The organism is Tibeticola sediminis (assembly GCF_003843835.1).
GTDB lineage: Bacteria > Pseudomonadota > Gammaproteobacteria > Burkholderiales > Burkholderiaceae_C > Tibeticola > Tibeticola sediminis.
In genome coordinates this window covers 55,600-78,828 of the sequence record NZ_RKQL01000004.1, presented here as the reverse complement: position 1 = coordinate 78,828, position 23,229 = coordinate 55,600, and the positions used below count along the sequence as shown (strand labels likewise).

Below are 23,229 nucleotides of genomic sequence, written 5' to 3'. Positions count from 1 at the left end.
GCGCGGGTGCGCGACCGACGGGTTCAGCCCGCGTTGCTGGCCGCGGCGCGCGCGGGCTCGGCCGGCTGCGGCAGCAGGCGTTGCAGTTCCTGCTCCGTGATGAGTTCGAACACGCGCACCACTTTTTGCACCCCATCGATGCTGCGCGCCAGTTCGGTTGCGCGCTCGGCTTCGCGTGGCGTCACGCGGCCCATGAGGTAGACGGTGCCGCGTTCGGTCACGACCTTGAATGCGCTGGCATAGAGGTCTTTGGCATCGACCAGTGCGGCTTTCACACGGCCGGTGATCAGCGCGTCCGAAGCCCGTTGCGACAGCGTACTCGGCGCCATGACGGCCAGTTCGTTGACGATCGCGCGCACGTTTTCGACCGTGGCCACGGTGCGCTCGGCCAGTTGCTTGTCCTGGGGCGTGGGCACTTCGCCGGTCAGCAGCACTTGCCGGTTGTAGCTGGTGACGTTGATGTGCGCACGCTCGCCGATGGCTTCACGCAGGCGTCTCGCGGCCTTGATCTCGATGGTTTCATCGTCGAGTTGGGCACCGGCCGTGCGCCGGTCGACGGCGACCAGCCCGCCGAGGGCAGCGCCGCCCAGCACGGCGGGCGCGCAACCCGCGAGCGAGCCCAGGCCGAGCGTGACCGCCAAGGCGACGAGCGCCAGCTGGGTGTAGGGGCGAGGGGTTTTCAGGGGGTTCATCAAGGGTTCTCCGGTTCGCCGAGCAGTTGCAGGTCGAGTTCATCGCACAAAGCGTGCAGAAGCAAGGTCTGGGCCTCGAAGACACGGGCGCTGCGCTCGTGCGGCACGCCAAGCCAGACGTCGGTTTCGCGCAGTCCGCGCGCAAGCGCACCGCCGCCCTGCCCCGTGATCGCGACCACGCTGAGCTCGCGTTCATGCGCGACTTCCAGCGCCCGCAGCAGCATCGGCTCATTGCCGCTCATCGCGAGAATCACGAGGACATCGGGCGCCAGTCCCAGGGCTCGGACCTGGCGCGCCAAGCGTTCGGTTCCCGCTGCGTTGGCGGTCGTGGCTGCAACGGTGAAGCTGGGGTCTTCGCTCAAGGCGACGGCAGCCAGCTCCGGGCGTTCGCGCTCGAATCCCCCCACCAGCAAACCGGCCAGATGGCGTGCCAGCAGGGCGGTGCTGCCCACGCCTGCGATCAGCACCTTGCCACCCGAGGTGAGCGCAGCCACCAAGGCTTCAGCGGCCGCCGCCACGCCCTTCGGGAGTTGCTCCGATGCTGGATACAGCAGGTCCGCGGCTTCGACGAAATGCTTCTGGATCAGATGCTCGGGCATGGCGCGATGATAGGGCAACGCTGAATCGGTTCCTCGCGCGTTGCGCATTCCGGCTGGGCGCCTCCGCGAGCGCTCAGAATCCGTGCCCTTCGGCATCGAACGCGCCGCGCAGCCATTCGAGGCCGCCCGGGCCGATGGCGACCACATCGAATCGGCACGGCGGGGGCGTGCGCAGCCGTAGCAAATAGTGCCTGGCGGCGTAGACGATGCGCTCGCGCTTGGCGGCCGAGATGCTGGCCGCGGCGCCGCCATGGCGATCGCTGGCGCGTGCGCGTACCTCGACGAACACCAGCGTGCCGTCGCGCTCGGCCATGATGAGGTCGATTTCGCCGCCGCCGCGCCCCGGCGTCCGATAATTGCGCGCCAACAGCCGCAGGCCCGCCGCTTGCAGCGCGGCCAGCGCCTGCGCTTCGGCCGCATCGCCGCGGGTCTTCGTCGGCGTGGCTGGGGTCGGTGCGGCGGTCGGGCCGAGCCGGCTCCAGGTTCGGGGCTTCTTCTCGGGAAAGGGCATCGTGAGCGCAACTGTAAGCGCGAATTTCGCACCGGCGCGCGCGGCGGCCGAGGCAGCCGCGGTCGGTCAGCAACACCCCGGCGGCGTCCTCTATATCGTCGCGACGCCCATCGGCAACCTTGCCGACATCAGCTTGCGCGCGCTGCATCTGTTGGCCCAGGCCGATGCGGTGGCGTGCGAGGATACGCGCCACACCCGCAGCCTGCTGCGCGCCTGGGGGCTCGAGCGCCCAAGCCCAAGCCTGCTCGCCGTGCATGAACACAACGAGGCCGAAGCCGCGCAAGCCGTGGTGGAGCGGCTGCGTGAGGGGCAGCGCGTGGCCTATGTGTCCGACGCCGGCACGCCGGGCATCAGCGACCCTGGGGCGCGGCTGGCCGCGGCGGTGCGGGACGCGGGCCTGCGCGTGGTGCCGCTGCCCGGCGCGAGCAGCATCACGACGGCTCTGAGCGCCGCGGGCGTGACGGGTGACGGGCGCTTCGTGTTCGAGGGCTTTTTGCCCACCAAGCCGGGCGAACGTGCCGCCGCACTGCAAGCGCTGCTCACCGAGCCGCGGGCCGTCGTGCTGCTCGAAGCCCCGCACCGCATCGCCGCTCTGGCGCAAGCCTTGCAGATTTTCGGTGCACGGCCGGTGACGTTGGCGCGCGAGTTGACCAAGCAGTTCGAAGACATCGCGACCCTGCCCGCGCAGGAGCTGGCGGCTTGGCTCTCGGCCGACCCCAACCGCCAACGCGGCGAGTTCGTCATCGTGCTGCATCCCGCGCCGCAGGCCGAGCGCGCGCTCGACGAGCCGCTGCGCGTGCTGCGGCTGCTGCTGGCGGAGCTGCCCCTCAAAACCGCCGTGCGGCTCGCCGCCGAAATCACCGGCGCACCACGCAACACGCTGTACGACGCGGCGCTGCGGCTGCGGGCGGAATGCTGAGCCCAAGTCCGGCCGTTGGGCGGGCCCTGGATGCGGCTCGTCCCGACAGACAGATTGGCGGGGGATAAGGCCAGGCTCAGCCTGGTTGCGTAGCATCGCGGCTCCATCCATGCATCTGTGTATCTGCGACAACCTGCCATGCGCCCAACCTCGACCGCACGTTACCCCCGCCCCCTCATCTTTCTGCACTGGCTCATGGCGCTGGCCGTAGCGCTTGCGTATGTGACCGGTGGCGACCCGACGGAGGCGGAATCGATGTGGGAAGCGCTGCTCGGCCAAGTGCATGTCGCCTGCGGTCTGACCGTGGCGGCTTTGCTGGTGCTGCGTGTGCCGCTGCGGCTGGTGCTGGGGGCTCCGGCACCGCTGCCGGGCGCTGTGTGGCCGCGACGGGCCGCGGCATTCCTGCAGGCGGGCCTCTATGCGCTCATGCTCCTCGTGCCGCTGGCGGGATGGTGCGCGCTGGCGCACGAGGCCGTGCATTTCAGCGTCCTGGGTTGGAGCCTGCCTTTGCCCAACGGATCGAGCGCCTGGGTTCGCGCGCTGGGCCGCACCCACGAAGCGCTGGGGCAGCTGTTCATTGCGGCCGCTGGCCTGCACACCGCGGCCGCGCTGCTGCACCACGCGGTGCTGCGCGACGACACGCTGCGCCGAATGCTGCCTGGCGGCTCCGGGCGGTAGGGCAGCTCCGAGCGCGTTGCCCTTACCGGCTGCTGCTCGGGAAGCTGAACACCGTGCCCTCGCGCACGCCGGCGCTGGGCCAGCGTTGGGTGATGGTTTTGCGCTTGGTGTAGAAGCGCACGGCGTCGGGGCCGTAGGCGTGCAGGTCGCCGAACAGGCTGCGCTTCCAGCCGCCGAAGGAGTGGTAGGCCACGGGCACGGGCAGCGGCACGTTGATGCCGACCATGCCGACCTGGATGTGGTCGGAGAAGTGCCGCGCGGCCTCGCCATCGCGGGTGAAGATGCAGGTGCCGTTGCCGTATTCGTGCGCGTCGATCAGTTCCATCGCCTCTTGCAGGCTCTGCACGCGCACCACGCCGAGCACCGGGCCGAAGATCTCCTCGCGGTAAATGCGCATATGGGGTTTGACGTGGTCGAACAGGCAGGCGCCAAGGTAGTAACCGCCTTCAAAGCCGGGCACCTGCACGCCGCGGCCATCGACGACCAGCGTGGCGCCCTCGGCCACACCCTGGTCGACATAGCCGCGCACTTTCTCGAAATGCGCCTTCGTCACGAGCGGCCCCATGTCCACGCCGGGTGCGGCGCCGGGGCCGACCTTCATCTTGGCGATCTCGGCCTGCAGCGCGGCCACCACCGCGTCCGCCGTCGCCTCGCCCACGCACACGGCCAGCGGCACGGCCATGCAGCGTTCGCCGCAGGAGCCATAGGCCGCGCCCATGAGGGCACTGACCGCGTTGGGGATGTCGGCATCGGGCATGACGACGGCGTGGTTCTTCGCGCCGCCCAGCGCCTGCACGCGCTTACCGTGCGCGCAGCCGGTGGCGTAGACATATTCCGCAATCGGCGTGGAGCCCACGAAGCTTACCGCCTTGACCCGCGGATCGGTGAGCAGCGTGGCCACCGCTTCCTTGTCGCCGTGCACCACGTTGAGCACGCCCGGCGGCAGGCCTGCGGCGAGCGCCAGTTCGGCAACGAGCAGCGCCGACGACGGGTCGCGCTCGGACGGCTTGAGCACGAAGGTGTTGCCGCAGGCGACCGCCATGGGCCACATCCACAGCGGCACCATGGCCGGGAAGTTGAAGGGCGTGATACCGGCGGTGACGCCCAGCGCCTGATGTTCGCTCCACGAATCGATGCCCGGGCCGACGTTGCGACTGTGTTCGCCCTTGAGCAGCTCGGGCGCCCAGCTGGCGTATTCCACGTTCTCGATGCCGCGCTGCAGCTCGCCCATGGCGTCGGCCAGCACCTTGCCGTGTTCTTCGGTGATGAGGGCGCAAATCTTCTCAGCGTTTTGCTCGAGCAGCTCTTTGAGCCGGCTCAGGATGCGCGCGCGCTTGAGCGGCGGCGTGTTGCGCCAGGCGGGGAAGGCCTCCTGCGCGGATTCGATGGCGCGTTGCACGGTGGTCGTGTCGGCCAGCGCGACTTCACGGATCACGGCGCCGGTGGCCGGGTTGTAGACGGGGGCGCTGCGGCTGCCGCCCGGAACGAGCTGGCCGTCGATGAGGTGGAGCACGGTGTTCATGGCAAACGGAGGGGCGAAAGAAGAGCAACGTGGGTCAGAGAAATCGCGGGCGCTGGGGACAAGGCTGTGGACAATCTGGGGGTGGCGTGCGCATATGCCCCCTGCGGCCTATGTACAAGCTGTTCGCAGGCTGTGGGCGGGGTAGGCCGTGGCAGGCCGCCGCACGGGCCCTGAAGCCTGATGGTTGAGCCTTTTGCCTGATCCCCCAGCGTGAAATGGTGAGTCGGTGCTATCAAAAAATGATCATGCAGTTTCGTTCAGCGTCTCGCCGAGGGCGTCGACCAAGCGGTCGATCTCGGCTTCGGTGCTGATGAAGGGCGGCGCGAGCTGGATGGTGTCGCCGCCGTAGCGCACATAGAAGCCTTTCTGGAGCATGGCCATGGCCACCTCGAAGGGCCGGCGCGCGGGCTCGCCCGGGTGCGCGGCCAGCGTGAAGCCGGCGGCCAGGCCGTAGTTGCGGATGTCGGCCACATGCCGCGCGCCGCGCAGGCCGTGGACCGCCGCTTCGAAGCGCGGCGCGAGCTCGCGCACACGGCCCACGGCGTCTTCGCGTTCGAGCAGGTCGAGCGCGGCCAGTCCCGCGGCGCAGGCCACGGGGTGGGCCGAGTAGGTGTAGCCGTGGGCGAACTCAAGCAAGTACTCGGGCCCGCCGGCGGCCATGAAGGTGTCGTAGATCTCCTGCCGCGCCACCACCGCGCCGAGCGGCTGCGCGCCGTTGGTGACCTGCTTGGCGATGTTGAGGATGTCGGGCACGACGCCGAAGGCTTCAGCCCCGGTCCACGCGCCCGCGCGGCCGAAGCCGGTGATGACCTCGTCGAAGATCAGCAGAATGTCGTGCTGGGTGCAAATCTCGCGCAGCCGTTGCAGATAGCCCACCGGCGGAATGACCACGCCGGCTGACCCGGAAAACGGCTCCACGATCACGGCGGCGATGTTGCTCGCGTCGTGCAGGTTGATCAGGTCGAGCAGCCGGTCGGCCAGCGCCGCGCCGGCGTAGGTGCCTTGCGGCTCGGCCGGCGGTTGGCCGCGGAAAAAGCTGCCCGCGGGCGGCTGCGTGTGCGGCAGATGGTCGGCCTCGACGCCTTGGCCAAAGGTTTTGCGGTTGCCGACGATGCCGCCGACCGAGATGCCGCCGAAGTTCACGCCGTGGTAGCCCTTCTCGCGCCCAATGAGCCGCGTCTTGCTCGCCTGGCCGCGGGCTCGCCAATAGGCGCGCGCCATCTTGAGCGCGGTGTCGGCCGCTTCGGACCCCGAGCCGGCGAAGAACACCCGGTTGAGCCCCGGCGGCATGAACGCCACGATGCGGTTGGCCAGCGCGAATGAGAGCGGATGGCCGAACTGAAACGCCGGCGAGTAGTCGAGCTGCGCGACTTGCCGCGCCACCGCCGCGCTGATCTCGCGCCGGCCGTGGCCCAGGCCCGTGCACCACAGGCCGGAGAGGCCGTCGAAGATGCGTCTGCCGTCGGCGTCGCGGTAGTACGCGCCTTCGGCGGCCACCATCAGGCGCGGGTGCGCTTTGAATTCGCGGTTGCCGGTGAAGGGCATCCAGTGCGCGGCCAGCCAGTCGGCGTCGGTGCGCACGGGCACCGTGCTGAGGGCTTGGGCGTCGGTGAGGTCCATGGCGGCGGGCTCCGGGGGAGAGTGGAAGCAATGCGCGGATTCTCGAATCCGCCGATACTCTTGTAAATCATCATTCATCCATGTTCACTTGACGTTTCATGCAAGTAAAGCCACCACGCCGGGCCGTGCTGGGCGCTCTCAGTGACGCGGACATCCGCCTTTTGCGCGTCTTTCGCGCCGTGGCCGACTGCGGCGGCATGGCCGCGGCCGAGCTCGAACTCAACATCGCCACCTCCACCATCAGCCGCCACATCAAAGACCTGGAGACGCGGCTGGGCCTGACGCTGTGCCGGCGGGGGCGCGGCGGCTTTGCGCTCACGCCCGAGGGCGAGCGCGTGCATGCCGAAACGCTGCGCCTGCTCGCCGCCACCGACGCCTTCCGCGCCAGCATCGACGACCTGCACCAACGCATGGGTGGCGAACTGCATGTGGCGCTGTTCGACAAAACCGCCAGCAACCCGGCGGCGCAGATCGCGCAGGCGCTGGCGGCCTTTCGCGCGCAGGCCAGCGACGTGCATCTGAATCTGCATGTGGGCACGCTCAGCGCCATCGAGCGCGGCGTGATGGACGGCCAGTTTCAGCTCGGCATCATCCCCGAGCACCGCCGCTCGCAAAGCCTGCGCTACGACGAACTCTTTGGCGAAACCATGCGGCTCTACTGCGGCGTGACGCATCCGCTCTGGGGCGCGGACGACGCCACCCTCGACTGGACGAGTGTGGGCGCCCACGCGTTTGCCGGCCTGGGCTACCACTCGCCCAACATGGAGGTGGTGCATGCGCGCGGCTGGAAGCGCGCGGCCACCGGCTTTGATCAAGAGGCGGTGGCCACGCTGATCCTGAGCGGCGCCTTCATCGGCTTCCTGCCCGACCACTACGCCGCCGCCTTCGTGCAGTCGGGCCGCATGCGCGCGCTGGCCCCCGAGCGCCTGGGTTACGACTGCGTGTTCTCGGCCATCACCCGCCGCTCGCCCGCGCCTTCGCGCGCCACCGCCTTGCTCCGCGCGTGTCTGGTGCAAGCCCACGCCGGCGTGCGAGGGTCTGATGCGGCGGCGGCCTAAACTGTGCCAATGAACACCGCAGTTTCTAATCTTGTGCCCGCCCCAGACCCCGGCCGATGCCCGGTGTGTGGCCAGCCCAACGGCTGCGCGATGGCGCTCGAGCGCGCGGGCGGTGAGCCGCAGCCCCCCTGCTGGTGCACCCGTGCGAGCTTCAGCGCCGAGCTGCTCGCGCGCATTCCCGCCGCAGCGCGCGGCAAGGCTTGCGTCTGCGCGGCGTGTGCGGGCGCGGCACCACCCGATGCCGTTGGCGAGGGCCGCAGATGAGTGGTGCTGGCACCGCCGAAGCCGGAACCCTCGCTGCGCTGCAAGCGCGGCACGGTGCGCGCTACCGCTGGCTTTTGCTGCTGACGGTGATGGTGGGCACGATGGCATCCGTCATGTCGTCGACGGTCGTGAACGTGGCCATTCCGGACCTGTCGCGGCACTTTGGGCTCGGGCAGGAGCGCGCGCAATGGGTCACCAGCGGCTTCATGGTGGCGATGACGGTGTCGATGCTCACCACGCCCTGGCTGCTCGCGCGGCTCGGTTATCGGCGCACCTACGGGCTGTGCATGGGGTTGCTGCTCGCCGGCGGGGTGGTCGGGGGGCTGGCGAATGCGTTTGGGCTGGTGTTGGCGGCGCGCGTGGCGGAAGGCTTGGCCGCCGGCGTGGTGCAGCCGATTCCGGCCATCATCATCCTGCGTGCCTTCGCGCCTGAGGAACAAGGGCGCGCCAGCGGGCTCTTTGGCATGGGCGTGGTGCTGGCGCCCGCGCTCGGGCCGAGTGTGGGCGGGGTGTTGGTCGATGCGTTGGGCTGGCGTTCGATCTTTTTCATGGTGGTGCCGCTGTGCCTGCTCTCGCTCGCCCTGGCGCGCCGTTACGTGCCGGTCACGGCGCCGGGCGGCGTCGCGGCGGGTCGCTCGGCCGGCTTCGACGGCGTGGGTCTGGCACTGGCCAGCGGAGCCACGCTCGCGCTGCTCAACGGCCTCGTGGCGCTGCACGGCGGCCCGCGGGGCGAAGCCGCGGCGCTGCTCGGCGGGGCCGCGGCGAGCACGCTGGGCTTCGTGCTCTGGCAGCGTCGGCTGCTGCGCCGCCATGCGCACCCGGCCACTCAGTTACCCCCGGCTCCGCCGCCGCTCATGAATCTGCGCTTGTTCGGGCACCGGCCGTTTGCGTTTGGCGCCATCGTGGCCTTCATCTACGGCACGGCGCTGTTTGGCTCGACCTATCTGCTGCCGGTCTACATGCAGATGGGTCTTGGGCTCACGCCCGCCTTTGTGGGCACCATTTTGCTGCCGGCGGGCATCGTGCTCGCGGTGGCGATTGCGCTGGTCGGGCGCTTGGCCGACCAGCAGCCCACGCACCGCTTGGTGAGCTTCGGGCTCGCCTTGCTGGCCGCATCGTTTGCGCTGATGCCTACGCTCGGCCCCGCGAGTGCGATCGGCTGGCTGATGGCCGATGCGATTCTGGGGCGCATCGGGCTGGGTTTCATCCTGCCCTCGCTGAACCTCGGCGCCATGCGGGGGCTGCCGCACGAGCTGATTCCGCAGGGCTCGAGCGTCATCAATTTCATGCGCATGCTCGGCGGCGCCGTGGGCGTGAGCCTCTGCGGCATCGTGCTCGAATGGCGCCTGGCCGCCCACGGTGCAACGCTCGCCCAGCCCGGCCCGAGTGCCGCGCGCTTGGCGGCCTTCGACGAGGTGTTCATACTGCTCGCGGCGCTGTGCGCGCTGGCGCTCGTGGCGGCCTGGCAAATGCGCATGAGGCCACAGCGCGGGGGGTGAAGGGCTGGCGAGCGCGCCACACGCTACGCTTTCGGTAGCATAAGCGCAGCGTTTTACGCGGGGTTATGTCTGTTTTGGTTGGGAAACAGCCGCCTCCAGCGCATCGATGAAGCATGCGGCCACGTCGAAGCCGGTCTGGGCGGTGATTTCCTGGAAACAGGTCGGGCTCGTGACGTTGATCTCGGTCATGCAGTCGCCGATGATGTCCAGGCCCACCAGAAGCAGGCCGCGGCGGTGCAGCTCCGGCCCGATGGTTCGGGCGATTTCGAGGTCGCGCGCCGAGAGCGCTTGTGCCACGCCCTTGCCGCCCGCGGCGAGGTTGCCGCGAATTTCGCTGCCCTGGGGGATGCGCGCCAGGGCGTAGGGCACGGGCTCGCCCGCGATCAGCAGCACACGCTTGTCGCCCTGGGTGATTTCGGGCAGGTAGCGCTGCACCATCAGGCTTTGCGCGCCGCCGCGGTTGAGCGTTTCGATGATGCTGCCCAGGTTCAGCCCGTCGGGGCCGACGCGAAAGATGCCCATGCCGCCCATGCCGTCGAGCGGCTTCAAGATGATGTCGCGGTGCGCGGCATGGAAGGCGCGCACGTCGGCGGCGCTGCGCGTGACCAGGGTTTCGGGAATCAGCTCGGGCCACTCCAGGATGGCGAGTTTTTCCGGATGGTCGCGCAGCGCACGGGCGCGGTTGAACACCCGTGCGCCTTCACGCTCGGCCTGCTCGAGCAGGTGCGTGGCGTAGAAATATTCGCTGTCGAACGGCGGATCCTTGCGCATGAGCACGGCGTCGAAGTCCGCCAGCGCCACCGCGCGCCGGCCGGTTTCCCGGAACCACTCGGGCGTGCGTCCCGTCAGGGTCAGGTCGCGCACATGCGCCGTCACGCGCGCGCCGCGCTGCCACATCACGTCCTGTGGCTCGCAGGCGGACAGCTGGTGGCCGCGACAGGCCGCCTCGCGCATCATCGCGAAGCTGGTGTCTTTCGCGATTTTGAAGTCCTCGAGCGGGTCAGCGATGAAGAGCAGTTGCATGGCCGCGATGGTAGCGGTCCGCGGCCCGGCCTGCTGTCGCGCTCAAGGCAACGCCAGGGTTGCCTCAAATCTCAATCTTCGAGCCCAGCTCGACCACCGCGTTGTTGGGCAGCCGCAGGAACTCGGCGGCGCCGCTGGCGTTGTGGTGCATCTGCGCGAACAGTTTCTCGCGCCACGGGGCCATGCCCTCGCCCACCGTGGGGATCACGATGTCCCGCGAGAGGAAATAACTCGTGTTCATCGGGTCCATGGGGCAGCCACGCGAGGTCAGCTGCGCCAGCGCCTTGGGCAGATCCGGGTCGTTCTTGAAGCCGTAGTGGACGATGACCTGCCAGCAGTCATGGCCGAGCGATTCGATCTCCAGCCGCTTGTTGAGGCCGATCCACGGCACCTCATGGTTGCGCACGGTGACAAACACGTTGTAGCGGTGCAGCACCTTGTTGTGCTTGAGGTTGTGCATCAAGGCATTGGGCACGAGGCCGGGCTCGGCATTGAGGAACACGGCCGTCCCTTCGACCCGCACCGGCGGATTCACGAATACCGCTTCGAGGAACGAAGGCAGGTCGAGCGCGTCGCGGCGCAGCGAGGCGTTGAGCAGCGCGCGCCCCTGCTTCCAGGTCGTCATCAGCGTGAAGACGGCAGCCCCGATGAGCAGCGGAAACCAGCCACCATCGAGCAGCTTGAGCAGGTTGGAGCTGAAAAACGCGAAGTCGATGACGAAGAAAAAGCCTGTTGCGCCCACCGCCAGCCCCAGGGGGTAGCGCCAGGCGTAACGCACGACGAAGAAAGTCAGCACCGTCGTGATGAGCATGTCGAGCGTGACCGCGATGCCGTAGGCCGAGGCCAGGTTGCTCGAGGACTTGAACAGCATCACCGCGAGCACGATCAACACGAACAGTCCCCAGTTGATGAAGGGGATGTAGATCTGGCCGGTGTCGCGCGCGCTGGTGTGCTCGATGCGCAGCCGCGGCAGGTAGCCGAGCTGGATGACCTGCTTGGTCACGCTGAACGCACCCGAAATCAGCGCCTGCGAAGCGATGACGGTGGCCGCGGTGGCCAGCGCCACGAGCGGTAGCAAAGCCCATTCAGGGGCCATCATGAAGAAGGGGTTCTTCACCGCCTCGGGTTCGGACAGCAGCAGCGCGCCCTGGCCGAAGTAGTTGAGCGTGAGCGCGGGCATGACCACCGAAAACCAGGCGATGCGAATCGGCCGCTTGCCGAAATGCCCCATGTCGGCATAAAGCGCCTCGCCGCCGGTGACGCACAGCACGACCGCGCCGAGGATGATGAAGGCGATCTTGGGCTCGTCGTGAATGAAGCGCAGCGCATGGTGCGGGCTCATCGCCCAGAGGATTTCCGGGTGGCCCAGGATGTTGCCGACGCCCAGCATGGCGATGGCCGCGAACCACACCAGCGTGACCGGCCCGAAAAATTTGCCGATGCCTGCGGTGCCGTGCTTTTGCACCGCAAAGAGCGCGAAAAGAATGAGGAGTGTGAGTGGGATCACCGCGCGCCGCGTCGCCGGTGAAAACACCTCCAGACCCTCGACCGCCGACAGCACCGAAATCGCGGGCGTGATGACCCCGTCGCCATAGAACAAGCTGGTGCCAAAAATGCCGACCAGCAGCAAGAGCTTGCGCAGCTGGGGTTTGTCCGCCACCGCCTGCGAGGCCAGGGTCAGCATGGCCACGAGGCCGCCTTCGCCGTGGTTGTCGGCGCGCAACACCAGCGTCACATACTTGAGCGAGACGATGATCGTGAGCGTCCAGAAGATGATCGACAGCACCCCATAGACGTTCTCATGCGTGAACGCCACGTGGCCACTGCCGAATACCTCTTTGACCGCGTAGAGCACGCTGGTGCCGATGTCGCCATACACGACGCCCAGCGCGCCCAGGGTCAAAGCAGCCAAACTCGATTTTTGAACAGACATGAGCAACTCGCCCGGGGACGGCCGGGCGAAAATCAGCGAAGCTGCAATTGTGCGCCTGCCGCGTCGGCGTGGGCTCGCGCATCCGGTCGGCTTGCCGTGCTGCGAAAATCCGTCGCTTATGACGCCGCTTGATCACGCCTACATCCTCACCCTCTCCTGCCCCGACCGCGCGGGCATCGTGCATGCCGTATCGGGGTTTTTGCTTGAGCGCGGCGGCAACATCGAAGAAGCCGCGCAGTACAACGACCCCGACACCGGTCTCTTTTTCATGCGCGTGCGCTTTGCCTGCGCGGCGCTGGGCTTCGAAGCCTTGCGCGAGCAGTTTGCGCCGCTGGCCGAGGGCTTTGCCATGCGCTTTGGCCTGCACCGCGCCGCCGAGCCGATGCGCACCGTGATCTTCGTCAGCCGCGAGGGCCATTGCCTCAACGACCTGCTGTTTCGCTGGAAGTCCGGCCTGCTGCCGCTGGACATCCGCGCCATCGTCAGCAACCACCGCGACTTCTACCAGCTCGCCGCCAGCTACAACGTGCCCTTTCACCACATCCCGGTGAGCGCAGCCACCAAGCCGCAGGCCGAGGCGCGGCAACTCGAAATCATCGAAGCCGAAGGCGCCGAGCTCGTCGTGCTCGCGCGCTACATGCAAATTCTCTCGGACGATCTGTGCCGCGCGCTCGCGGGTCGGGCCATCAACATCCACCACAGCTTCCTGCCGAGCTTCAAGGGCGCGCGGCCGTACTACCAGGCGCATGAGCGCGGCGTCAAGCTCATCGGCGCGACCGCCCACTACGTCACCGCCGACCTCGACGAGGGCCCGATCATCGAGCAGGACGTCGCGCGGGTGGACCATGCGGCCACGGTCGAAGACCTCACCGCCATCGGCCGCGACACCGAAAGCCAGGTGCTCGCCCGCGCCGTGAAATGGCACAGCGAGCATCGCGTGCTGCTCAACGGACACAAGACCGTCATTTTCCGGTAAGCCCGCGCCCCGACGCTTGCGCCATGACCACCCCGCGCCCGGTCGACCGTCCTGCTCCAGCGCCCGCCACGCCGGGCGTGCAGCGCATTCCACCGATCCAGTGCCTGCTGACCTTCGAGGCGCTGGCGCGGCTGCGCAGCGTCACGCAGGCGGCCGACGAGCTCTGCGTCACGCCCAGCGCCGTGAGCCATCGGGTGCGCCAGCTCGAGCAGCTGCTTGGCGTCAAGCTGTTCGGTCGCGCGGATTTTTCCCTCACGACCGAGGGCATCGAATACCTCGCCCATGTGCGCGAAGCGCTCGTCGCGCTGCAGAAGTTTCCCGGCGCGGCGGCCGCGCCTTCGGGCAAGCGCAAGCTGCGGCTCGCGGTGACGCCGACGTTCGCGCGCTCCATCCTGATGCCCCGGCTGCGCTCGTTTTATGAGGCCTACCCTGAAATCGACCTCACGCTGCAGGTGAGCATTCCGCTGCTCGACGTGGTGGCCGAGGACGCCGACCTCACCATCCGCTTCGGCACCGGCCGCTATGCCGACGTGGAACACATCTGCCTGCTCAAGGACGAGGTCACCCCGCTGGCCTCGCCCGCGTTCATCCGCGAGCACGGGCCGTTCGACAGCGTCGAGGATTTGCGCGGTGTGCCGCTGCTCAAAAGTCCGCTCGAGCCCTGGCGCACCTGGTTCGCCGCGCATGAGCTCGACTGGCCCGAGCCGACCGAGGGCTCCTCGTTCAACGACATCGGCCTCATGTGCGACGCCGCCGCGCAAGGCCTGGGCGTGGGTTTGGTGCGGCTCAAGCTCGGCGCGCCCTGGGTGGACAACGGCCTGCTCGAGCGCATCTTCCCGCGCAACGTGCCCAGCCCGCACGCGCACTACCTGTGCTGGCGCACCGGCACCATGGACCGCTGGGAGTGCGCGGCCTTCGCCGAATGGCTGGCCAAGAGCTGCGCGTCCTGAGGCAACGCTGAACAAGTCCCCCGCGCGCCGCGCATCCCGGCTGCGGGCGGTCTGCTTCGTTGCAAATCCTCGCCATAGCTTCGGCTATGGCTGCGGTTTGCGCCTCGCATCCCATCCCGCGGCCAGGCGCGCGCCATCACGGGGACTTATTCAGCGTTGCCCTATGGCAACGCTGCTTCACGACCGCCTGAAAATTTCTTCCGCCCACGCGGCGCCGCTCTGGCGTAGAGTTGATGCATGAACGCCGTCCTCGATCGCCCCCCCATGTTTGCCGCTACCGACCGCGCCGCGCGCCAGCGCGAAGTCGTCGCCGCGCTGCTGGCCGTGCTGCCTGCGCACGCGGTGCTCTACACGTCCGAAGAGACCACGCCCTACGAGTGCGACGGCCTCACCGCCTACCGCGAGCGTCCGCTGGCCGTGGCGCTGCCCGAGACCGAGGCGCAGGTGCAGGCCGTGCTGCGCGCCTGCCACGCGCTGGGCGTGCCGGTGGTCGCACGCGGCGCGGGCACGGGCCTCTCGGGCGGCGCGCTGCCCAACCCGCTGGGCGTGACCTTGAGCCTCGCGAAGTTCAACCAGATTGTGCGCATCGACCCGCGCAGCCGCACCGCCGTGGTGCAGTCGGGCGTGCGTAACCTGGCGATCTCGGAGGCCGCCGCCCCTTACGGCCTGTACTACGCGCCCGACCCCTCGAGCCAGATCGCCTGCACCATCGGCGGCAACGTGGCCGAGAACTCCGGCGGCGTGCACTGCCTGAAATACGGGCTGACCGTGCACAACGTGCTGCAGGTGCGCGGCTACACCATCGAGGGCGAGCCGGTCACCTTCGGCAGCGAGGCGCTGGACGCGCCAGGCTACGACCTGCTGGCCGCCGTCATCGGCAGCGAGGGCATGCTCGCCGTGACCACCGAAGTCACCGTACGCCTCATCCCGAAGCCGCAACTCGCGCGCTGCATCATGGCGAGTTTTGACGACATCCGCAAAGCCGGTGACGCGGTGGCCGCGGTGATTGCCGCAGGCATCATCCCCGCCGGCCTCGAGATGATGGACAAGCCCATGACCGCCGCAGTGGAAGACTTCGTGCACGCGGGCTACGACCTGACGGCCGAAGCGATCCTGCTGTGCGAGAGCGACGGCACGCCCGAAGAGGTTGAGGAAGAAATCGAGCGGATGTCCAGCGTGCTTCGGGCTTCGGGCGCTACAAAAATTGCAGTCAGCCAAAACGAGGCGGAGCGGCTGAAGTTCTGGAGCGGGCGCAAGAACGCCTTCCCGGCGAGCGGCCGCATCAGCCCCGACTACATGTGCATGGACTCGACCATCCCGCGCAAGCGCCTGGCCGACATCCTGCTCGCCATCGCGCAGATGGAGCACAAATACGGCCTGCGCTGCGCCAACGTGTTCCATGCGGGCGACGGCAATCTGCACCCGCTGATCCTGTTCGATGCCAACGACCCCGACCAGATGCACCGCGCCGAGCTGTTTGGCGCCGAGATTCTGGAAGCCAGCGTGGAAATGGGTGGCACCGTCACCGGCGAGCACGGTGTCGGCGTCGAAAAGCTCAACAGCATGTGCGTGCAGTTCAGCCCCGAAGAGCGCGCGCAGATGTTCGCGCTCAAACACGCCTTCGACCCCAAGGGGCTACTCAACCCCGGCAAGGTCATTCCCACGCTGCAGCGCTGTGCCGAGTACGGAAAGATGCTCGTGCGCGGTGGCCGGCTGGCCTTCCCCGAACTCGAACGGTTCTGACCGACGGAGCCGCCGGTGCGCACGCTCGAAGGCTTCGCTCTTCTGCTGCTGTGCCAGTCGGCCGGTGAACTGCTCTCGCGCGCGCTGCACCTGCCCTTTCCGGGGCCGGTGGTGGGCCTGTTGTTGCTGCTGCTGGCCCTGAACTGGCGCGCGGTGCAACACCGCGTGGGTGCGGTGGCCGAGTTTTTGCTCGCGCATCTCTCGCTGCTGTTCGTGCCCGTGGGCGTGGGCGTGATGACGCATCTGGACCTGCTGCGCCAGTACGGGCCGCGTCTGCTCGTGGTGCTGGTCGTGTCCACCTGGGTGGCGCTGGCGGTCACCGCTGCGTTGCTGCGGGCGCTGTTGCGCGAGCCGCCGGCAGGCGCTGCGGACGGGGAGGCGCGCTGAACCTAAATCCGGCAGTTGACCGCTTTGAGCTGAATGCAAGGTGTTGATGTTTGAACCGTTTTTGGTGCAAGAGCCGATCACCGCTTGGGTGAGCGCTGCGCACCCGTTCGAGCCGCCCTCGGGCCCGGGGGCGGCGTTGCAAATCCTCTTCAATAGCCAGCGCCATGGCTGTGGTTTGCGCCTTGCCCGCGCGCCCGATGACGTCCCGCTCGGGCGCGCCCAACTGCCGGATTTAGGCTGAAATGGCCGACTTCGTTCAGCTTTGGGTGTACCTCTCGTCGACGCCGCTGTTCGGCCTCACGGCCACGCTGGGCGTGTATGTGCTGGCGCATGCGTTCTACACCCGCATGGCGCAGGCGCCGTGGGCCAACCCGGTGCTGTGGTCGGTGGTGCTGCTGGCGCTGGGGCTCGCTGCCACGGGCACCGCCTACCCCACGTATTTTTCGGGTGCGCAGTTCATTCACTTCCTGCTCGGGCCCGCGGTGGTGGCGCTGGCCTGGCCGCTGTGGCAGCGGCGCGCCGTACTGCGCCAGCGCGGCTGGGTGTTCGTGCTGGCCGCCTTGATCGGCGGGGTCGCGGCGGCGGGCAGTGCGGTGGTCTTGGGCTGGGCGCTGGGGCTTCCTTCCGAGGTGCTGCGCTCGCTCGCGCCCAAGTCGATCACCGCCCCCGTGGCCATGGGCGTGGCCGATCAGATCGGCGGCATTGCGGCGCTGGCGGCCGTGTTTGCGGTCGTCACCGGGCTCATCGGCGCACTCAGCGGCAAATACGTGTTCGACGCGCTGGGCATTGGCCGCGACGCCACGGGCTGGATGGCGCGCGGCTTCGCGCTCGGGACCGCCGCGCACGGCATCGGCGCGGCGCGTGCGCTGCAGGTGCATCCCGATGCGGGTGCCTGGGCGGCGCTGGCGCTCGGGCTTCAGGCGGTGGTGGCTTCGCTGGTGATTCCGCTCGTGGCCGCTTGGTTTTGAGCCTCGGTCTTCGTTCCAATGCCCAGCCGGTCCAACGCGGCTTCGAGCTGCGCGACGGTGCGCGGCACATGGTGCCATTTGTCGAGACCGAACAGACCCACGCGGAAGGTCATGAAGTCCGCCGGCTCGTCGCACTGCAGCGGCACGCCCGCCGCGGTCTGCAGGCCCAGGGCCAGGAATTTCTTGCTGTTGTGAATCTCGGGGTCTTCGGTGTAGCTCACCACCACGCCGGGTGCCTGGTAGCCTTCGGCTGCCACGCTCGGGATGCCGCGCGACTCGAACAGCGCCCGCACGGCCGCGCCCAGCGCGATCTGCTCCTGGCGCACCCGCTCGAAGCCATAGGCCTCGGTTTCGAGCATCACGTCGCGCAGCCGCGCGAGCGCGTCGGTGGGCATGGTGGTGTGGTACATGTGGCCACCGCTTTCGTAGGTTTCCATCACCTGCAGCCATTTTTTCAGGTCGCAGGCGAAGCTGGTGCTGGTGGTGGCGTCGATGGCATCGCGCGCGCGCGCGCTGAGCATCACCATCGCGCAGGCGGGCGAACCGCTCCAGCCCTTTTGCGGCGCCGAGATCAGCACGTCCACACCCGTGGCTTCCATGTCCACCCACATGGCGCCGGAGGCGATGCAGTCGAGCACGAACAGCGCGCCCACTTCGTGTGCGGCATCGGCCACGGCGCGCAGGTAGTCGTCGGGCAGGATCATGCCCGCAGCCGTTTCCACATGCGGCGCGAACACCGCGGCGGGGCGCTCGGCGCGGATCGTTGCGACCACCTCGTCGATCGGTGCCGGCACCCAAGGGGCGTGCTTGTCCGTGCCGGTGCGGCGGGCCTTGAGCACGATGTGTTCCGACGGGATGCGGCCCATGTCGAAGATCTGCGTCCAACGGTAGCTGAACCAGCCATTGCGCAGCACCAGCGCCTTGCGGTCGGTGGCGAACTGCCGGGCCACCGCTTCCATGCCGAAGGTGCCGCTGCCGGGTACGAGCACCGCAGAGCGCGCGTGGTAGACCGTCTTGAGGATGCGTGAAATATCCCGCATGACGCCCTGAAAGCGCTGCGACATGTGGTTGAGCGCGCGGTCGGTATAGACGACCGAGAATTCGAGCAGGCCGTCGCGGTCGACGTCGGGCAGCAGTCCGGGCATGGGGTTCTCCTCTCGTGGCCGGCCCCAGCGTGGAGCGGGGCGTAAAACTTCAGCTTAGCACGCGTGGGCGATCGCGGCGCGCTCTTCAAAGCCCGCAAGGCTCTCTTGCCGAGTCGATCAACGTCGCCTCAGAGGCTGAGAGGGAATTGGGCGTGCCCGAAGGGGCGCCCCAAAACGCGCCCGAGTAGGCGCAAAGCACAGCCGTAGCTCGGGCTACGGCGCGCATTTGCAACGCCCTCGGGCGTGTTTTGGGACGTCAAAGCGGGCATGACCGATTCCCTCTCAGCCTCTCAGCCCAGCATCATCAAGCTCGCATTCCCACCTGCCGCTGCGGTGTTGACGCTCAGCGCGCGCTCGAGCAGCAGCCGCTCGAGCGGCAACGCTGCGTCGCCGGGCTCGGCGGTGACCAGCGGCACCAAGGCGCCGGGCCGCTGGGCCAGCGCTTGCGCAACCCCTGCCCAGGCCGCGCGCGGCGCGTGCAGCAGCACCGCGTCGCAGGGCGCTTTGGCGTCAGGGGGCAGCGCCGCGGCGTCATCGCTGAGCCAGTCGCCGGCGAGGTCGATGTGGGCTTGGACCTCGGGCGGCAGTGTGGCGCGCAGTTCCGCCGCATCGCTGGGCCAGAGCGCGCGGCTGCCGACGGCGAGCGTGGTGGCCAACTGCAGCAGTCGGTCAGCTTCGGTGTGAGCGAGGCTTGCGATCCGTTGCCGGCCGAGCGTGCGGTAGGTGTTGCGCTCTCCCGTGGGGCCCACCAGCTCGACGCCAAGGCCGCTTGCGGTCGTTTGCGCATAGCGTTCGCAGGCATCGACCAACAGGGCGGCATCGGAGCGGTCCGAGCCCTGGGCCCAGGCCTGTAGCGCCAGCAGGGGCGCCGGGGGCGTGTGGGTCGATTCCTCCTGCAGCCGCCCTGCAGCACGCACGGCATCGCGCGCGGCGCCATCGGGCCGACGCGCCAGCAAGCGCAGCAGGTACAGCGGCCCACCGGCCTTCGGCCCCGTGCCCGAGAGCCCTTCGCCGCCGAAGGGCTGCACGCCGACCACGGCACCGATCATGTTGCGGTTCACATACAGGTTGCCGACGCGGGCGCGCGCGCTCACCTGCGCGATCGTCTCATCGATGCGCGTGTGCAGGCCCATCGTCAGCCCGTAGCCGCGGCTGTGGATGGCCTCGAGCAGCGCGTCGAGCGCCTCACGCGGGTAGCGCAGGATATGCAGCACGGGGCCGAACACCTCGCGTTCGAGTTCTTCGATACGCTCGATTTCAATCAGCGTCGGCGGCACGTAATGCCCGGGCAGCGCGCGCGCGGCAGCCACCCCCGCCGGGTCTTGCCAAACCGGGTGCCCACGGCGGCGCATCTCGTCGATGTGCCGCTCGATGCCCGAGCGCGCCTCGGCGTCGATGACCGGGCCGACATCGGTCGACAGCGCCTCGGGGGAGCCGAGCCGCAGCGCTGCCATCGCGCCGCGCAGCATGGTGAGCACGGTGTCGGCCACCTCCTCCTGCACGCACAGCACGCGCAGCGCCGAACAGCGCTGGCCCGCGCTGTCGAAGGCCGAAGTCACCGCATCTGTGACCACTTGCTCCGCCAGCGCGGAGCTGTCGACGATCATGGCGTTTTGCCCGCCGGTTTCCGCGATCAGCGGAATCGGCCCGCCGGCCGCGTCCGCCCGTGCCGCCAGCGTTTGGTGGATGCGCCGGGCCACCTCGGTCGAACCCGTGAACACCACGCCGCGCACGCGCGCATCGGCCACCAGGGCCGCGCCCACGCGCCCGTCACCGATCAGCAGTTGCAGCGCCGCGCGCGGTATCCCCGCAGCGTGCAGCAGGCGCCCCGCCTCGGCAGCGACCACCGGGGTCTGCTCGGCGGGCTTGGCCAGAACCGGGTTGCCCGCTGCCAGCGCCGCGGCCACCTGGCCCAGAAAAATCGCCAGTGGGAAGTTCCACGGGCTGATGCACACCACCGGCCCGAGCGGTTCGTGGGTGGCCGCGTCCCATCCGCGCGCCTGGGCGGCGTAATAGCGCAGAAAATCCACCGCCTCGCGCACCTCGGCCACCGCGTTGGGCAGGGTGCGGCCGGCCTCACGCACGATGCGCGCCAGCAGCGCCGGCCGCTGGGCTTCGAGTGCATCGGCCGCAGCCTCCAGCCGCCGCGCGCGTTCGGCCGCAGGAACGGCTGCCCACTCGGGCGCAAAGCGCTCGGCCGCCTGTAGCGCGGCGTCGATGTCGGCGGCGCTGGCCTCGCGCACCTCGCCCACCGTCTCGCCGGACCGCGCCGGGTTGCGCACCGGCGCACCCGCCTCGATCGCATCGGCCACCGGCTGCGCCAGCAGCGGCTCGGCGCGCCAGGGTGCGCCGCACGCGGCCTGCAACGCGGGTAACAGCGCATGCAGCGCCGCCTCACAGGCCAGATCCAAGCCGGCCGAGTTGCGCCGCGCCGCGCCATAGAGCTGCGGCGGCGCGGGAATGCGCGCATGGGGCAGTCCAATCGCGCCTTCGCGCGCGCCGGCCTCACGCACCGCGGCCACCGGGTCGGTCACCAAGTCCTCGAGCGGCACCGCCGGGTCGGCCAGCCGGTGCACGAAGGAGGTGTTGGCCCCGTTTTCCAGCAGTCGCCGCACCAGATAGGCCAGCAAGGTTTCGTGCGTGCCCACCGGCGCGTAGATGCGGCAGGGGCGCCCCAGGCCACCGCGCTCGGGGGGTGCGACCACCTGCGCATACAGCGCCTCGCCCATACCGTGTAGGCATTGAAACTCGTAAGCCTGCGGCGGCGTATCCGGCCCCGCCAGTTCAACGATGGCGGCCACCGTGTGCGCATTGTGGGTGGCGAACTGCGGGTACACCGCATCGGCAGCGGCCAGCAGGCGGCGCGCACAAGCCAGGTAGCACACGTCGGTGTGGGTCTTGCGGGTCCAGACGGGATAGTCGTCCATGCCGTCGAGCTGAGCGCGCTTGATCTCCGCATCCCAGTACGCGCCCTTGACCAGCCGCACCATCAGCCGCTGTCCGCGCTGCCGCGCCAGCGCGATGAGCGCGTCGATCACCGCGGGGCTGCGCTTTTGATAGGCCTGCACGACAAAGCCGATGCCGTCCCAACCCGCCAAATCCGGCTCGGCGCACAGGCGCGCGAGAAGCTCCAGCGAAAGTTCGAGCCGTTCGCTTTCCTCGGCGTCGATGTTGAGGCCGATGTCCTGCGCGCGGGCCAAGCGGGCCAGTGTGCGCAGGCGCGGATAGAGTTCCGCGAGCACGCGCGCGCGCTGCGATCGGCTGTAGCGCGGGTGCAGCGCCGAGAGCTTGATCGAAATGCCGGCGCGCTCGCGCACACCCCGGCCCTGCGCGGCTGCGCCGATGGCGTTGATCGCCTCGGCATATGCCTGGAAATAGCGCTCGGCATCGGCATCGGTCAGCGCCGCTTCGCCCAGCATGTCGTAGGAGTGGCGGAAACCCTGCGCCTCGAGTGTGCGGGCGCGTGCCAGCGCCTCGGCTATGGTCTGGCCCAGCACGAACTGCTCGCCCATCAGCCGCATGGCCATGTCCACGCCTTTACGTACCAGCGGCTCGCCACCCTTGGCCAGGATGCGCGCGAGCGCCGCCTTGAGCCCGCCTTCGCTGTGCGTGGCCACCAGCCGGCCGGTGATCAGCAGCCCCCAGGCCGCAGCGTTGACGAAGGGTGAGGGGCTGCGCCCCAAATGCTGCTGCCATTGCCCGCGGCCGATCTTGTCGCGAATCAGCGCGTCGCGCGTGGCCGCATCGGGAATGCGCAGCAAGGCTTCGGCCAGACACATCAGCGCCACGCCCTCCTGAGACGAGAGTGAAAACTCCTGCAGCAGCCCCTGCACCAGACCCGCGCGGCCGGAGCCCGCCGGCTGCGCGCGCAAAGCCGCGGCCAAGGCTAGGGCGCGCTGGCGTACCGCCGCGGCCGCCTCAGGAGGGAGCGCCGCCTCCTCGAGCAGCGGCGCGAGCATCTCGGCCTCTGGCGCCCGCGCCTGCTCGGCCAGGGCCGCGAGCAAGGGCGTGAGCGGCGCCAGTTCGGCCGCCAGAGCGGCAAAAGCCGGGCCCTGCGCGGCGTTCGGGCTTGGCTGCAGGGCAGGCGTGCTGGGCATCGGTGTTTGCGTCAGGATGGTGTTCATGTGCGCCATCATCCGCATCCAAAACCGAATTTCTTGCCAAAATGAAGCCGCAAAGCAGCGAAAAATTCATCCCTGCCGGAATGGTCCCCTGTCGGGGCTGATCCGGACCCTGACCCCATGACCTCAATCGACCGCATCGACCGCCGCATCCTCCAAGCCCTGCAGGCGGACGGGCGGCTGTCCAACCTCAAACTCGCCGAGCAGGTGGGCCTCTCACCGACGGCCGTGCTCGCGCGGGTGCAGCGCCTGGTGCGCGACGGCGTGATCCTCGGCTACGAGGCGCGGCTCGACCCCGCACGGCTCGGCCGCGGCTTGCTGGTGTTCATCGAGGTGCTGCTCGACCGCACCACGCCCAATGTGTTCGAGCAGTTCAAGGCTGCGGTGCAGGTGCACGACGACATCCTCGAATGCCACATGGTCGCGGGCGGTTTCGACTACCTGCTCAAAACTCGCTTCGCCGACATGGCGGCCTACCGCGCCTTTGCCGGCACCGTGCTCTGGCAACTGCCGGGCGTGCGCGAAACGCGGACCTACGCGGTGATGGAAGAAGTCAAGCACAGCACGCGGCTGCCGGTGGGGTGATCTTGGGCAGGGCTGACCCAGTCCCTCGCGCACCAT

At 68.8% G+C, this 23,229-nt stretch carries 21 protein-coding genes; 12 read left to right on the top strand and 9 right to left on the bottom strand.

The genetic code is table 11. The annotated features are described in order from the left end of the window. Nucleotides 1–23: 23 nt before the first annotated feature. The 3 genes from EDC62_RS08960 to EDC62_RS08950 form a co-directional block, all read right to left on the bottom strand. Entirely contained in the window at nt 24–692 is a 669-nt protein-coding gene (locus tag EDC62_RS08960) for a BON domain-containing protein (RefSeq protein ID WP_124222837.1), read from the bottom strand. After that, nucleotides 692–1,291: an SIS domain-containing protein gene (locus tag EDC62_RS08955; protein ID WP_124222835.1), complete on the bottom strand. Its 600-nt coding sequence runs from the start codon at nt 1,289–1,291 to the stop codon at nt 692–694. Before EDC62_RS08955 ends, EDC62_RS08960 begins: the two co-directional genes overlap by 1 nt. Before the next feature lie 73 nt (nt 1,292–1,364). After that, complete coding sequence (locus EDC62_RS08950) at nt 1,365–1,802, bottom strand: YraN family protein (protein ID WP_124222833.1); 438 nt, start codon at nt 1,800–1,802, stop codon at nt 1,365–1,367. Nucleotide 1,803: 1 nt separating this feature from the next. Between EDC62_RS08950 and rsmI the strand changes: the two genes are divergently transcribed. Next, on the top strand, nt 1,804–2,721 hold the full coding sequence (gene rsmI, locus EDC62_RS08945; protein WP_124222831.1) for a 16S rRNA (cytidine(1402)-2'-O)-methyltransferase: 918 nt from the start codon (nt 1,804–1,806) through the stop codon (nt 2,719–2,721). Between the two features lie 138 nt (nt 2,722–2,859). Then, nucleotides 2,860–3,399 (top strand): cytochrome b, encoded by a 540-nt coding sequence (locus EDC62_RS08940; RefSeq protein WP_124222829.1) that lies wholly within the window; start codon nt 2,860–2,862, stop codon nt 3,397–3,399. 22 nt (nt 3,400–3,421) lie between these two features. Here the strand turns inward: EDC62_RS08940 and EDC62_RS08935 are convergent, their stop codons facing one another. Both EDC62_RS08935 and aptA read right to left on the bottom strand, forming a co-directional pair. Next, on the bottom strand, nt 3,422–4,921 hold the full coding sequence (locus EDC62_RS08935; RefSeq protein ID WP_124222827.1) for a CoA-acylating methylmalonate-semialdehyde dehydrogenase: 1,500 nt from the start codon (nt 4,919–4,921) through the stop codon (nt 3,422–3,424). A gap of 243 nt (nt 4,922–5,164) precedes the next feature. Next, nucleotides 5,165–6,541, bottom strand: a complete 1,377-nt coding sequence (aptA, locus tag EDC62_RS08930; RefSeq protein WP_124222825.1) for an omega-aminotransferase AptA — start codon at nt 6,539–6,541, stop codon at nt 5,165–5,167. Between the two features lie 98 nt (nt 6,542–6,639). Here aptA and EDC62_RS08925 point away from each other — a divergent pair, with 98 nt between their 5' ends. From EDC62_RS08925 to EDC62_RS08915, 3 genes are read left to right on the top strand one after another with little or no spacing between them, the layout of a single operon-like run. Beyond that, nucleotides 6,640–7,599 (top strand): LysR family transcriptional regulator, encoded by a 960-nt coding sequence (locus tag EDC62_RS08925; protein WP_124222823.1) that lies wholly within the window; start codon nt 6,640–6,642, stop codon nt 7,597–7,599. 9 nt (nt 7,600–7,608) lie between these two features. Then, entirely contained in the window at nt 7,609–7,863 is a 255-nt protein-coding gene (locus EDC62_RS08920) for a cysteine-rich CWC family protein (protein WP_124222821.1), read from the top strand. Continuing rightward, nucleotides 7,860–9,362 carry an MFS transporter gene (locus tag EDC62_RS08915; RefSeq protein ID WP_124222819.1) on the top strand — a complete coding sequence of 501 codons (1,503 nt, stop codon included), beginning with the start codon at nt 7,860–7,862 and terminating at the stop codon, nt 9,360–9,362. The genes EDC62_RS08920 and EDC62_RS08915 overlap by 4 nt, the downstream gene beginning before the upstream one ends. 63 nt (nt 9,363–9,425) lie before the next feature. On the opposite strand, the gene gshB is transcribed toward EDC62_RS08915, so the two are convergent. After that, nucleotides 9,426–10,385: a glutathione synthase gene (gshB, locus tag EDC62_RS08910; RefSeq protein WP_124222817.1), complete on the bottom strand. Its 960-nt coding sequence runs from the start codon at nt 10,383–10,385 to the stop codon at nt 9,426–9,428. 64 nt (nt 10,386–10,449) lie between these two features. Then, nucleotides 10,450–12,318: a potassium transporter Kup gene (locus tag EDC62_RS08905; protein ID WP_124222814.1), complete on the bottom strand. Its 1,869-nt coding sequence runs from the start codon at nt 12,316–12,318 to the stop codon at nt 10,450–10,452. Between the two features lie 118 nt (nt 12,319–12,436). Here EDC62_RS08905 and purU point away from each other — a divergent pair, with 118 nt between their 5' ends. The 6 genes from purU (at nt 12,437) to EDC62_RS08875 (ending at nt 17,342) form a co-directional block, all read left to right on the top strand. Then, a complete protein-coding gene (purU, locus tag EDC62_RS08900) occupies nt 12,437–13,294 on the top strand; it encodes a formyltetrahydrofolate deformylase (protein WP_124222812.1) in 858 nt (285 codons plus the stop codon). Between the two features lie 23 nt (nt 13,295–13,317). Beyond that, nucleotides 13,318–14,244 (top strand): LysR substrate-binding domain-containing protein, encoded by a 927-nt coding sequence (locus tag EDC62_RS08895; protein ID WP_124222810.1) that lies wholly within the window; start codon nt 13,318–13,320, stop codon nt 14,242–14,244. 237 nt (nt 14,245–14,481) lie between these two features. After that, nucleotides 14,482–15,987, top strand: a complete 1,506-nt coding sequence (locus EDC62_RS08890; RefSeq protein WP_211330969.1) for an FAD-linked oxidase C-terminal domain-containing protein — start codon at nt 14,482–14,484, stop codon at nt 15,985–15,987. Between the two features lie 15 nt (nt 15,988–16,002). Further along, the gene (locus EDC62_RS08885) at nt 16,003–16,374 is read left to right on the top strand and encodes a CidA/LrgA family protein (protein ID WP_124222806.1); all 372 of its coding nucleotides are present in this window, start codon (nt 16,003–16,005) and stop codon (nt 16,372–16,374) included. 46 nt (nt 16,375–16,420) lie between these two features. Continuing rightward, on the top strand, nt 16,421–16,615 hold the full coding sequence (locus EDC62_RS08880) for a hypothetical protein (RefSeq protein WP_124222805.1): 195 nt from the start codon (nt 16,421–16,423) through the stop codon (nt 16,613–16,615). A 1-nt stretch (nt 16,616) separates the two neighbouring features. After that, entirely contained in the window at nt 16,617–17,342 is a 726-nt protein-coding gene (locus EDC62_RS08875; RefSeq protein WP_124222803.1) for an LrgB family protein, read from the top strand. Here the strand turns inward: EDC62_RS08875 and EDC62_RS08870 are convergent. Next, entirely contained in the window at nt 17,291–18,487 is a 1,197-nt protein-coding gene (locus EDC62_RS08870; protein ID WP_124222801.1) for an aminotransferase class V-fold PLP-dependent enzyme, read from the bottom strand. The two genes, EDC62_RS08875 and EDC62_RS08870, sit on opposite strands and share 52 nt — an antisense overlap. A gap of 290 nt (nt 18,488–18,777) precedes the next feature. Further along, nucleotides 18,778–22,611: a trifunctional transcriptional regulator/proline dehydrogenase/L-glutamate gamma-semialdehyde dehydrogenase gene (putA, locus tag EDC62_RS08865; protein ID WP_245968819.1), complete on the bottom strand. Its 3,834-nt coding sequence runs from the start codon at nt 22,609–22,611 to the stop codon at nt 18,778–18,780. Nucleotides 22,612–22,728: 117 nt separating this feature from the next. On the opposite strand from putA, the gene EDC62_RS08860 reads away from it, so the two are divergent. Next, nucleotides 22,729–23,193, top strand: coding sequence for an Lrp/AsnC ligand binding domain-containing protein (locus tag EDC62_RS08860; protein WP_124222797.1), 465 nt, complete (start codon nt 22,729–22,731; stop codon nt 23,191–23,193). The last annotated feature ends 36 nt before the right edge of the window (nt 23,194–23,229 follow it).

What these genes read in the sequence shown, in the direction of transcription:
- EDC62_RS08960 (WP_124222837.1), bottom strand. Translation starts at nt 692, where the DNA reads ATGAACCCCCTGAAAACCCCTCGCCCCTACACCCAGCTGGCGCTCGTC.
- EDC62_RS08955 (WP_124222835.1), bottom strand. Translation starts at nt 1,291, where the DNA reads ATGCCCGAGCATCTGATCCAGAAGCATTTCGTCGAAGCCGCGGACCTG.
- EDC62_RS08950 (WP_124222833.1), bottom strand. Translation starts at nt 1,802, where the DNA reads ATGCCCTTTCCCGAGAAGAAGCCCCGAACCTGGAGCCGGCTCGGCCCG.
- EDC62_RS08940 (WP_124222829.1), top strand. Translation starts at nt 2,860, where the DNA reads ATGCGCCCAACCTCGACCGCACGTTACCCCCGCCCCCTCATCTTTCTG.
- EDC62_RS08935 (WP_124222827.1), bottom strand. Translation starts at nt 4,921, where the DNA reads ATGAACACCGTGCTCCACCTCATCGACGGCCAGCTCGTTCCGGGCGGC.
- aptA (WP_124222825.1), bottom strand. Translation starts at nt 6,541, where the DNA reads ATGGACCTCACCGACGCCCAAGCCCTCAGCACGGTGCCCGTGCGCACC.
- EDC62_RS08925 (WP_124222823.1), top strand. Translation starts at nt 6,640, where the DNA reads ATGCAAGTAAAGCCACCACGCCGGGCCGTGCTGGGCGCTCTCAGTGAC.
- EDC62_RS08920 (WP_124222821.1), top strand. Translation starts at nt 7,609, where the DNA reads ATGAACACCGCAGTTTCTAATCTTGTGCCCGCCCCAGACCCCGGCCGA.
- EDC62_RS08915 (WP_124222819.1), top strand. Translation starts at nt 7,860, where the DNA reads ATGAGTGGTGCTGGCACCGCCGAAGCCGGAACCCTCGCTGCGCTGCAA.
- gshB (WP_124222817.1), bottom strand. Translation starts at nt 10,385, where the DNA reads ATGCAACTGCTCTTCATCGCTGACCCGCTCGAGGACTTCAAAATCGCG.
- EDC62_RS08905 (WP_124222814.1), bottom strand. Translation starts at nt 12,318, where the DNA reads ATGTCTGTTCAAAAATCGAGTTTGGCTGCTTTGACCCTGGGCGCGCTG.
- purU (WP_124222812.1), top strand. Translation starts at nt 12,437, where the DNA reads ATGACGCCGCTTGATCACGCCTACATCCTCACCCTCTCCTGCCCCGAC.
- EDC62_RS08895 (WP_124222810.1), top strand. Translation starts at nt 13,318, where the DNA reads ATGACCACCCCGCGCCCGGTCGACCGTCCTGCTCCAGCGCCCGCCACG.
- EDC62_RS08890 (WP_211330969.1), top strand. Translation starts at nt 14,482, where the DNA reads ATGAACGCCGTCCTCGATCGCCCCCCCATGTTTGCCGCTACCGACCGC.
- EDC62_RS08880 (WP_124222805.1), top strand. Translation starts at nt 16,421, where the DNA reads ATGTTTGAACCGTTTTTGGTGCAAGAGCCGATCACCGCTTGGGTGAGC.
- EDC62_RS08875 (WP_124222803.1), top strand. Translation starts at nt 16,617, where the DNA reads ATGGCCGACTTCGTTCAGCTTTGGGTGTACCTCTCGTCGACGCCGCTG.
- EDC62_RS08870 (WP_124222801.1), bottom strand. Translation starts at nt 18,487, where the DNA reads ATGCCCGGACTGCTGCCCGACGTCGACCGCGACGGCCTGCTCGAATTC.
- putA (WP_245968819.1), bottom strand. Translation starts at nt 22,611, where the DNA reads ATGAACACCATCCTGACGCAAACACCGATGCCCAGCACGCCTGCCCTG.
- EDC62_RS08860 (WP_124222797.1), top strand. Translation starts at nt 22,729, where the DNA reads ATGACCTCAATCGACCGCATCGACCGCCGCATCCTCCAAGCCCTGCAG.